10 protein-coding genes and 1 pseudogene are annotated in these 10,684 nt (G+C 40.0%); 5 read left to right on the top strand and 6 right to left on the bottom strand.

Annotated elements, in window-relative coordinates; translation table 11 throughout:
- Positions 1–1,008: 1,008 nt before the first annotated feature.
- On the top strand, positions 1,009–1,389 hold the full coding sequence (locus tag GNE10_RS25260) for a calcium-binding protein (RefSeq protein ID WP_099068791.1): 381 nt from the start codon (positions 1,009–1,011) through the stop codon (positions 1,387–1,389).
- On the opposite strand, the gene GNE10_RS25255 is transcribed toward GNE10_RS25260, so the two are convergent.
- From GNE10_RS25255 to folB, 3 genes are all read right to left on the bottom strand, one after another.
- A complete protein-coding gene (locus tag GNE10_RS25255; protein ID WP_185567691.1) occupies positions 1,386–1,946 on the bottom strand; it encodes a sugar O-acetyltransferase in 561 nt (186 codons plus the stop codon). The two genes, GNE10_RS25260 and GNE10_RS25255, sit on opposite strands and share 4 nt — an antisense overlap.
- An 89-nt stretch (positions 1,947–2,035) precedes the next feature.
- Positions 2,036–3,316 carry a diguanylate cyclase domain-containing protein gene (locus tag GNE10_RS25250; protein ID WP_185567683.1) on the bottom strand — a complete coding sequence of 427 codons (1,281 nt, stop codon included), beginning with the start codon at positions 3,314–3,316 and terminating at the stop codon, positions 2,036–2,038.
- Positions 3,317–3,916: 600 nt separating this feature from the next.
- Positions 3,917–4,285, bottom strand: a complete 369-nt coding sequence (gene folB, locus GNE10_RS25245) for a dihydroneopterin aldolase (RefSeq protein ID WP_185567689.1) — start codon at positions 4,283–4,285, stop codon at positions 3,917–3,919.
- A 351-nt stretch (positions 4,286–4,636) separates the two neighbouring features.
- On the opposite strand from folB, the gene menD reads away from it, so the two are divergent.
- The 3 genes and pseudogenes from menD to GNE10_RS25230 all read left to right on the top strand — a co-directional run bounded on the left by menD (position 4,637) and on the right by GNE10_RS25230 (position 7,347).
- Positions 4,637–6,454: a 2-succinyl-5-enolpyruvyl-6-hydroxy-3-cyclohexene-1-carboxylic-acid synthase gene (gene menD, locus GNE10_RS25240; protein WP_185567679.1), complete on the top strand. Its 1,818-nt coding sequence runs from the start codon at positions 4,637–4,639 to the stop codon at positions 6,452–6,454.
- A gap of 397 nt (positions 6,455–6,851) precedes the next feature.
- A pseudogene (locus GNE10_RS25235) lies at positions 6,852–7,022 on the top strand (addiction module toxin RelE); the annotation flags it as partial.
- Positions 7,003–7,347 carry a helix-turn-helix domain-containing protein gene (locus GNE10_RS25230; RefSeq protein WP_185567678.1) on the top strand — a complete coding sequence of 115 codons (345 nt, stop codon included), beginning with the start codon at positions 7,003–7,005 and terminating at the stop codon, positions 7,345–7,347. The pseudogene GNE10_RS25235 and the gene GNE10_RS25230, both read left to right, overlap by 20 nt.
- Before the next feature lie 36 nt (positions 7,348–7,383).
- Here GNE10_RS25230 and GNE10_RS25225 read toward each other — a convergent pair whose 3' ends face one another.
- Complete coding sequence (locus GNE10_RS25225) at positions 7,384–8,235, bottom strand: Rpn family recombination-promoting nuclease/putative transposase (RefSeq protein ID WP_185567685.1); 852 nt, start codon at positions 8,233–8,235, stop codon at positions 7,384–7,386.
- 136 nt (positions 8,236–8,371) lie between these two features.
- On the opposite strand from GNE10_RS25225, the gene menB reads away from it, so the two are divergent.
- Positions 8,372–9,205, top strand: a complete 834-nt coding sequence (gene menB, locus GNE10_RS25220) for a 1,4-dihydroxy-2-naphthoyl-CoA synthase (protein ID WP_099068789.1) — start codon at positions 8,372–8,374, stop codon at positions 9,203–9,205.
- A 157-nt stretch (positions 9,206–9,362) separates the two neighbouring features.
- Here menB and GNE10_RS25215 read toward each other — a convergent pair whose 3' ends face one another.
- Both GNE10_RS25215 and GNE10_RS25210 read right to left on the bottom strand, forming a co-directional pair.
- Positions 9,363–9,647 carry a hypothetical protein gene (locus GNE10_RS25215; protein WP_099068766.1) on the bottom strand — a complete coding sequence of 95 codons (285 nt, stop codon included), beginning with the start codon at positions 9,645–9,647 and terminating at the stop codon, positions 9,363–9,365.
- Between the two features lie 418 nt (positions 9,648–10,065).
- On the bottom strand, positions 10,066–10,620 hold the full coding sequence (locus tag GNE10_RS25210; protein WP_185567677.1) for a DUF721 domain-containing protein: 555 nt from the start codon (positions 10,618–10,620) through the stop codon (positions 10,066–10,068).
- Between the last annotated feature and the right edge of the window lie 64 nt (positions 10,621–10,684).

Raw genomic sequence — 10,684 nt, 5'->3', positions numbered from 1 at the left:
CGAGAAATCAGATAATATATTTACATTTTTACTTGATTTTTGGAATTTTATAATTTTTAGTATGTGTAGAGTGGTTTAGAAAAAATGTCTAACATCATTGCAAAATTTATGTATACACTATGGAGGCTACAGTGACAAAATTCAAGCATTAATCAAGCTAAATTTTATTTGTGTTTTTAGTGTTTAGGTGACTCGTCAGAGGATACATCAATCGAACTTTATGTTGGCTGGCAGCAATATTTCTAGATATTTGCTCACTTTTTTTATAGATTATCATACTTTTTCCCAGTCTATTATTAAATTGTTAATTCAATTTTGAAAATTGGCTATTTCGGCTGATAAACAACTTTCTAAAGAAGGGGATAATATGATTTTTAAAGTTTAAATAAAGTAATTGTCAATTTAATAACATATTTAAATTCATACAGATAATAATTAAAATTAAATTATGCGATCGCGAATAAACATCACTATTAACAGTTGAGCTTCCAGCTTGATAAATCAGGTATTAGACATAATATTTGTTCAAAAGATAGTTATGTTTAATCCAGCCGAATCACTATTATTTAGCTCTCAACTGATTATTGTGATGTAATCAACAATCAGTAAATATTTAATTAATTTAGAAGTTTAGGTTAAGAAGTAAAGCGATACCCTCAAGTTGAGTACTACACTTATAGAGCTAATGATGGAGGTAGTCCAGATAGAATAGTACTTCTGGCGTTCTTGAAGAGTCAAAGATAGTAACTTGGGGAACTCCAAAAAATACGTTGACGGTTCACACTCAACAATCAACAGTCAACAGTTAACAGTCTTCTATAGAATATTTTTTACTTGGAAGTCCCTTGGCGTGGGAGTGGAGAGTTAAAAATTATTATTCCCCTACCCCCTATTCCCGATGTCGCCACTATATACTTCCGTTTTTGGATAAAAGTAGAAATTAGAAAATTGACAGGGAGTCGCAAAAACGATATACCATATAGTGCATCATACGCAAACCGTTGTTTTATGCCTAGTGTTGAACTTGACGAAAAACGAGAGCATCGCATTCAAACAGAGATCGTTGTAGATGCTGAAGATAAAGAAGATCGGGCTATGGGTTGGTACTACTACCTAGAAGAAGCTCTGAATTTTCCGTTTATGGCTAAATGGACTAAGAAGAACCGTAAATCAGGTTCAGTAGAGGAAAAACCAGTCGAGGTTTTGGGAATGGCACCAGATGATGAGTGCTTGAAAGATATGTTTGTGGAAGTGGCTTATATTAATGGTAAGGATGATGATGTGTATTCTGCCAAGTTATCTGAAATAGTAGCCATTGATGTTGACAGTGAAACTGAAGAAGCGATCGCAGACTGGCTCTATTGGCTTGCTAGAGGCTATAAATTCTAAGACAAATTCCGAATCACGCGACAAGGATTGCCAGCAGCGATAACATTTTCAGGTATATCTTTTGTCACTACACTACCAGCACCAATGGTTGTGCGATCGCCAATAGTTACACCTGGACAAATAATTGCACCGCCACCAATCCAGACATTATTGCCAATGTTAATTGGAGCTGCTAGTTCTCTACCAGAAAGGCGAATTTCTGGTTCTGTAGGGTGATAAGCAGTGTAAATTTGTACGTAAGGAGCGCATAAGACGTTATCGCCGATACAAACTGTATTGCAGTCTAAAATTACACAGCCATAGTTTAAATATAATTTATCTCCAGCAAAAATATTACTACCATAGTCACAGTGAAAAGGTGGTATTATGGTTGCCTTGTGACCAATTTTTCCAAATAATTCCTGCAAAATTTGTTGTCGTTGCTGTTGTTGTTCTTGGGTTGTAGAGTTGTACTGTCGCAACAGGCGACTGGCTCGTTTATTTTCGGCAGCTAATTCGGGATCTTCTGCTAGATATAATTCGCCTGCGAGCATTTTCTGTTTTTCGGTTTTTTCCACGACGGATTTATAACCAAGGGATAGCAGTAATTTTTGCACATTTTTTCGTATTAGTTGCTAACAGTTGACAGTTAACCGTTAGCGGTCAACTAAAATATGGAATAGGTAGCTTTTCCTTGGCGCTTAGCTCGGTACATAGCGGTATCGGCATCCCGTAATAGGGTTGCAGGTTCTTCATAGCTATAACGATTCCACGCAATACCAATGCTGGCTGTGGTTTCTAGTTGATTTCCCTCAAGGTTAAGGGGTAACCTGAGGGAGTCTTGAATACGTCTAGCAACGTTGGTAGCGTCAGTAACATCTCTAATATCTTCTAAAAGAACGGTAAATTCATCACCACCAAATCTTGCTACAGTATCGCCGCTACGTATGCATGACTCTAAACGTCTAGCGATCGCTACTAAAAAATCATCCCCTATTCCATGCCCGAAGCGATCGTTAATCTCTTTGAAGTTATCTAAATCTAAAAACAAAACTCCAAAATAATAATCGCTTTTGCGTTTGCTACGTTCAATCGCTTGTTTTAGTCTGTCTAGAAACAATATACGATTTGGTAATTCTGTCAATCCATCATAGAAGGCATTGCGGATCAGTTGTGCCTCTGTTTCCTTACGTTTAGTGATGTCTTGAAAAACCAAAACTGCACCAGTAATATTGCCATCCCGATCCCGTATGGGTGCAACGTTATCCTCTATTGGTATTTTTTTCCCATCTTTGCTAATTAGCGTACAGTTTTCCGGTAGATTGAAAATTTCACCTGCTTCGATTACATCTACAGCTAAATTTTCAATTGCTTCTCCGACATCTTTATCAACTAAGCTCACAACTTCGACTAAATCTTTACCTAAAGCTTCGCTTTGTTTCCAACCAGTGATAATTTCTGCTGTTGGATTCATCATTTGAATGGAACCATTTGCATAGGTGACAATCACTGCACGTCCCATACTATTAATAATCGCTGTCAGTCTCTGTTTTTCCTCTTGTAATGTCTTTTCACTCTGGTATTTATACAGAGTCATTTCAATTACAAAATGTAAATCACTTTTAAGAAATGGTTTGATTATATAGTTAAAAGGCTGAATTAATTGTTTTTTCTGTAATACTTTATATTCGGAGCGATTTATGATATGTACAACAGGTATCTGGAAATCATTTTCAATAATATCTACTACTTCCACACCGTTAATTTCCCCAGCTAGGCAGATATCAATTAATACTAAATTTGGTTGAATTTCTGCTACCTTTTTTATTACCTCTTCACCAGACTCAGTTATTTCTGAAACGATATAGCCTAACTTTTGTAAAATTTTTTTGATATTTGAGGCTAGGGTTTTTTCATCCTCAACAACTAGGATTTTGCGGGGGAACATGTTACGATAGCCTGTTTGCTAAGGTTGAGATTTCGCTGTTACTATTAGCTAAATCTAAAATTCATAATATTATCATAAACAATCTCTCAATACCTTGCTAAATAGCAAACAACAGTTTATTTACATCTGATAATTTCTGTGTTTTCTGAAGTTAATCCGACGATTATATGCGGTTAGTATCAAGTTATTAATACCGTAAATAAATCATGAGCAATCAGAAATCTATATTTACAAACATGCAATAATTATCTTGATAAAAACTAGAACCATTCAGTATAGTATTTATCCAAAAACTAATCAAGAATCCAATTTCACAAATTCACAGCATAGTAATTTATCATTTCCTCCTTTTGAAGTGGGTTTTGAGAGAGAAACTTGTAAGGAGCTAAGCAGTAGAAGAAGGGCATGAATCATCTATAGCAATACCAAATAATTGGTGAGATATTACATATTAGGGTTGTTGACTGTTAACCGTTGACAGTCAACAGTCAACACCAATATTTTTGACAACTGAAATAGGATTGCTATATTTGCAAGCTCCAGCTAAACCCTTGTTTTTGCTGGTTTATGGGTGTCGATGTCTAAAACACGGTTTGCGTTTTAGAGATCGGACTTACTTTTAGTGAGTTCAATGCTGATTTTGCCACTAAAGTCTGGAATTGGTGCGCCAGGTTTGGTGAGAATGACTTGGACTTGTGTGATGCGATCGTACTGTTGGAGGATAGAATCTGCAATTACCGTTACAAGCTTCTCCACCAAAGCGAACTTAGAAGTTTTCACAAGATGTTGTACTAAGCTAATGACGCTGCGATAATCTAAAGTGTCTTCGATGGCGTCAGTCTTAGCCGCTGGGGAGATATCCAACCATAACCTCACATCAACCTCAAACCATTGTCCTAGCACCTGTTCTTCTGGCAGATACCCAGTGTAGCCATAGCCGCGAATTCCTGTTAAATAAATGCAGTCCATAAAAGTTTGAGAGCAAATTGTGTGCATTTTGTAGAAAGTGTAGTTGCGACGTTGCCATCCTTCCCAAAGTTGAATCAATTGGTGTCAACCTAGTAGTTCGCTTTCGTGACTTGGCTCTTTAAAGGGGAAAGGGGAAAGGGGAAAGGTTTTAAATCCCTTATCGTTTAACCCTTTCCCCAGTCCTCACCCAGCAAAGATGACTTGCCAGAGTACTAGCTTTAGGGAAAGCAGCTTTTGAGCCTTGGAGGTTCAAAAACCGAGCCTTGGACGTTTCCCGATCCCACTTTCCAAGACGGATTGTAAATTGAATTTTCCCAAACAAAATCTAAAATTTAAGATTGTTTTATAGCTATGTTTGATTTGATGCCGATCGCCTTTAAAAATGTTAATCAACTTTGGGCTTATATCTTAACAGAGACGCTAAAGCAGCTGGGATTGACTTGTGCTATTATTTGCCCTGGTTCGCGCTCCACACCCTTAGCAGTGGCCTTTGCCCAACAAGCACCAGAAATTGAAGCAATTTCCATCCTTGACGAACGCTCTGCCGCTTTTTTCGCCTTAGGACAAGCCAAAGCAAACGGACGCCCTGTGGCAGTTGTTTGCACCTCTGGTACAGCCGGAGCTAACTTTTTTCCAGCGGTAATAGAAGCTTCATATAGCCGCGTACCACTGTTGGTATTAACCACCGATAGACCCCCAGAATTGCGAGATTGCCACTCTGGCCAAACGATAGACCAGTTGAGATTATATGGCAACTACCCAAATTGGCAAGCCGAGTTAGCCTTACCCTCTGCTGATAGAGGAATGTTAGCTTACCTGCGGCAAATGGTAATTCATGGCTGGGAAACAACACAAATCCCCACAAAAGGCCCGGTACATTTAAATATTCCCTTTCGCGATCCTTTAGCACCCGTTCCCGATGGAACTGACTTAAGTTTTTTACAATCCCATTTCCACCCTGAAGACTTCTTTGCAGGAATCGCAAACATTACCCAATGCCCCATTCCCCATACCCTATTCCCCATTCCCCAAGAATGGAAACAATGCGATCGCGGCATTATTATTGCAGGTGTAGCCCAACCGCAGCAACCACAGGAATATTGTAGAGCGATCGCTCAATTGTCCCAAACTCTCAAATGGCCTGTTTTAGCAGAGGGACTTTCCCCACTGAGAAATTATGCCGAACTCAACCCCTATTTAATTTCCACCTATGACCTGATTTTGCGAAATCAGCAACTAGCCAAACAGCTAGCACCGCAAATGGTAATTCAAATAGGAGAAATGCCCACTAGTAAAGAATTACGTAGCTGGATAGATACAACCCAACCCCAACGCTGGGTAATCGACAACAGCAACCAAAACCTCGACCCTTTGCACGGGAGGACAACCCATTTGCGGATGACACTAGAACAACTGGCTGTTTGGGTAGACAAGGGAGAGGGGGGAGAAAATTCTTCCTTGTCACCCTTGTCTTCCTTGTCCCCCTTGTCCCCCTTATCTTCCCCCGACTACCTCCGCCAGTGGTGTGCAGCAGAAGCGCAAGTGAGAACAGCTATTGAGCAAACTATGGGGAATATGGAGGAATTATTTGAAGGGAACGCAGCGTGGTTAATTTCTCAAACGCTACCGCCAGGAACGCCGCTGTTTATTGCCAATAGTATGCCTGTGCGGGATGTGGAGTTTTTCTGGAAACCGAATAATTTAAAAGTGCGATCGTATTTTAACCGTGGTGCAAATGGCATTGATGGGACATTATCCACAGCTTTAGGAATTGCCCATCGCCAACAAAGTAGTGTAATGCTAACAGGAGATTTAGCTTTGTTGCATGACACCAACGGTTTTTTAATCCGCAATAAATTTGTGGGACATCTGACAATTGTGTTAATCAACAATAATGGCGGTGGCATTTTTGAAATGTTACCGATTGCCAAATTTGACCCACCATTTGAAGAGTTTTTCGGCACTCCCCAAGATATTGATTTTGCTCAGTTATGCGCTACTTATAATGTGCAGCATGAATTAATTAATTCTTGGGAACAGTTGCAGCAAAAATTAAACCCGCTTCCAACAACAGGAATTCGGGTTTTGGAATTACGGACAAATCGTAAGGCTGATGCCAAGTGGCGACAAGAGAAGTTAAAGGAGTTTGCGACAGATATTGTGATTTAACTCTCCCTAAATAAAGTTGAGCTTCGTTAAGCCGCCCTAGTAATCAAACAGCTTAATTTAATTAAATACCTTTTTCATCTAAAAGGTTTTTATATTTGCCATAAACCCTTGTTAACTAAATTAGGTAAATAATTGAGATATTTTGTAAGACTATGAGTTTTACCAACACAAGATGTAGCATCTTCATTTATTATTCTTGAATGATATTCTTTAATTGGTTTACGTCCACAAGGATTATTACCTAGTGGTCTATCGCATTAATTTTGAAGGTTAAGAAAACGAACCACAAAGGACGCAAAGAGCGCAAAGGAAGAAAAATTAAGAATGAGTTTACCCCTCGTAACTAATGCGATAGACCACTAGTTCAGCTAATTTAAGTGTATGACGAGTAGCTTTTGCTTTCGATCCAGACAAGAAAGCAATATTACTTGTAGCTAGTAACAAAGCAGGGATAAGTGAAAAAAGATTTTACAAGCAACTTATTGCAAAGGCAGATAAACGATTTGACTTTCATATTGAGGATTTGAAGTCAAAAGGAGAATCAAGTTATGGCAAAAAAACTGAGTGATATAATGGCACAACTCCCACCTGCACGTCGAGCAAAAATTGAAGCCCACGCTCAAGAGCTTATTGCTGAAAACATGACGCTTCAAGATATTAGAAAAGCCAGAAAGTTAACTCAGGAATCTATGGCAGAACAATTAGGAATTCGTCAAGATAGTGTCTCTAGGCTCGAAAAACGTGCAGACCTTTTGCTTTCTACATTGCGTAGTTATGTAAAGGCTATGGGAGGAGAGCTAAAACTTGTAGCAGAATTTCCTGATAGACCTCCTGTGATTATTTTTACATTAAGAGAATTAGACGATCGCTCTTTTGAAATAGAAGTAGAATAAGCGATCGTCCTTCTCCTTTGCATTAAATTTACCCGCTTACTTACCTTCTAACCACCCTTCTAAATCAGCAAGTGTAGAGAAATCGAACAAAGCATCACCTAAAGCTTCCAACTGTTCCACTGATAAACCTTGAATTTGGGACACAACTGCATCTGCAAGATTACCGACGCGACGATTTAATTGTCGTAAAACGATCGCTCTTTCTCCTTCAATCTTTCCTTCAATCTTTCCTTCCTCTCGTCCTTGTTCCTTCGCTTCCACAATAGCCCGTGGTTCTTCCAAATTTAGCCCCAACATAGTTTCAATCTCCTCTCGACTCAGGTTAGAAAACTTGTAAACAATAATCGTTGTCACTAAATCAATTATCGCTTGCTCTGATTGTTGCCGTGCTTGTTCCAGCAAAAACCGTGCCCCTTCTACTGCTTCAGTTTCAGCAGTCACATTTGTTAGCAACATTAGACCCAATCCCAAAGGTTGTTGTCGTAAATCTCCCAACTCATCGAGATAAACTCGCCTGACTTGTCCACTCTCCAGCAAAGCACGGTGAATTGTTAAATTTGATGGTTCCAGACTGCGAGAAGGAAAAATCAGCACTCCAAACCAGTCATCGTAACGAATAGAGTGACGGTAGAGAAACAAAAACAATTCGCTAAAGAAGCGATGATATAAATCTTCGTCCTTCTGAAACTGGACTTCAGCAAAGAAAACAACTTTAGAAACTGCATTGGCGGGAGGTAGAAATACTCCATCAATGCGAAAGGCCGTTTCTTTAACCTCAACCGATTCAAACTGATACTCTGCTGCTTGTGGGGGTGGTTGGTCTACTAACTCAAACAGCAATCCTGGAAATTGCTTGAATAATTTGTAGAAGATCGAGTCCCGTCGCATTTTCGTCGCTAATGAATTACCAGCCCTGATTGTAAAGCTTGAGACATTAATCTTAGCGTAGGCGTAGCTCACCGCAGGTATCGCAACTCCCCACGTCCGCGATAAAATTCTCGAAGCAACAGCACACTCCATACCAATGCAAATCAACTGGGAAACTGCCAAAACCTACGAAGATATCCTGTATCAAAAAATCGATGGCATTGCAAAAATCACCATTAACCGCCCCCACAAACGCAATGCTTTCCGCCCTAAAACTGTCTTTGAACTTTACGATGCTTTTTGTGATGCTCGTGAAGATACTACTATTGGTGTTGTCCTATTTACGGGATATGGGCCGCATACTGACGGTAAATATGCTTTCTGTGCTGGTGGCGACCAAAGCGTGCGGGGACATGCTGGTTATGTGGATGATAGTGGCGTCCCTCGGTTGAATGTGCTGGATTTGCAACGCTTGATTCGTTCCATGCCCAAAGTAGTAATTGCTTTGGTAGCTGGATATGCGATCGGTGGCGGACATGTCCTACACTTGATTTGTGACCTCACCATTGCCGCCGATAACGCCATTTTCGGACAAACTGGGCCGAAAGTCGGCAGTTTTGATGGTGGTTTTGGCGCTAGCTATCTCGCTCGCATTGTAGGGCAAAAAAAAGCTAGAGAAATTTGGTTTCTTTGCCGTCAATATAATGCACAACAAGCTTTAGAAATGGGATTAATCAATTGCATTGTCCCAGTGGAACAATTAGAAACTGAAGGTATTCAATGGGCGCAAGAGATTTTAGAAAAAAGTCCCATCGCAATTAGATGTCTCAAAGCAGCATTTAACGCTGACTGTGACGGACAAGCTGGTTTACAAGAACTCGCCGGCAATGCCACCCTACTGTATTACATGACAGAAGAAGGGTCTGAAGGCAAAAAAGCCTTTCTCGAAAAACGTCCGCCAGATTTTCGCTCTTTTCCTTGGTTGCCATAAAATTGCAAAAATCGCACCTTCCTGAAGGGTGCGATTTTTGTAGATGTCAATGTTTACAGCACTAAAAATCTTAAAAACAAATTTTATTTTAAGCAGACTAGGAACTTAGTCCAGTAATAATGAGTGACTAAATAAGCACAGCTTCAGTTTTAGCTTCTTAGGAATTAGAAACAGCTGTTTCCTCTACAAGAGCAAGAGCAGCATGATCTAAATCTGAGACAAAGGATTGAGAAGAGGCTAAAACTGGTTTTGCATCTGGCAAACCCCAAGCATCCTCTAAAGTTTCCCAAGAAGGTGCAAAGGGTGGGATCGCCAGAGCGCAAGCTTTCCAGCTTGCTTGAACTGGCGCTCCCAATTGCTGACACGTTCCGCCACGACGGCCTTCTGGCTGGTAATGGCGGCAATATCTACAGGCAGATGCTAAAGATTTAATAGGTTTCATTTGGGTTCATCATTAGTGCCGTTTATGGCTGAATTTCACCCTTATATTTTGCTTCTATATATAAAGAGGTACGAAAGGCTAAAAATCATTATTTACTCTAGGTTTCAGCGATCCCAATGAAAAAATAAATTTTAGAATATTTTTATATTCCTGTTATATTTTTCAATGTTTTATGGAGTGGATACCTATAGATTTTGGCTAAAAGTTATTAGGGATCAATGTTAAAAGTAAGATTTTTGATTTCTCGATTGTTTTAATTTCTTCCTTAAGGATAGCTGAAGCTTGATAATTAGAGATATTATGGTGTGCTTTTACATGGCACTCGGCACATTTTAGCAGTAATAACTTCCCAGTCATCAGTCATCTGTCATCTGTCACCAGTTAACAGTCTACACTCCATCTAACTTAGTAGTTGAATTTATTGGCTTGAAAATTGCTTAGAAGCACAGATGCAACAGACTGTCCAGCGCTGAAGTTCACCTGGTGGGGTGGGGGATTGACATTGGGGGCAAAGGGGTAAGCCATGCGATCGCTCTTGTACTAACTTAGTCCAATGACCAAAAGCTGCATTTGCATCTTGAATACTGGGTATAGTATCGGGGCTGCTGCTAATGCGATCGCCAAGGTAACTTGGATGTTCATGGGGCAAAATTGTTTGTTGCTGTTTTCTTTCCACAGATGAGTGCTGCCAGCCAGCAGTGGAAAAACGAATATCAACCAACGGCGTTGGCAGCTTTTGATTCAACTTTAAAAGCAAAGACGCCCGGCCAAAAGTCAGGTTTTGCGCCCAAGCTGCACTAGAAGTTGCTACCCACAAAACATCACGCTGAATCGATAACGGTCGAGTATGTCTAGCAGCTACAGGCCCAACAACCTCCGCCCAACACTTAAGCAAGCGTTGAAATGGTTGCTCCTGCCATTTAGCCTGCTTTTCTAGGATGCCTAAAATATCATTAACTGATTTGAACGACATTGTTAAAACGTAGGGAGATAAGGGGCAGGGGAGATGAGGAGTGTGGGGAGTGTGGGGAGTGTGG

Source organism: Nostoc sp. 2RC (assembly GCF_014222165.1).
Lineage (GTDB): Bacteria > Cyanobacteriota > Cyanobacteriia > Cyanobacteriales > Nostocaceae > Nostoc > Nostoc linckia.
This window is presented reverse-complemented; position numbering and strand designations above follow the sequence as displayed.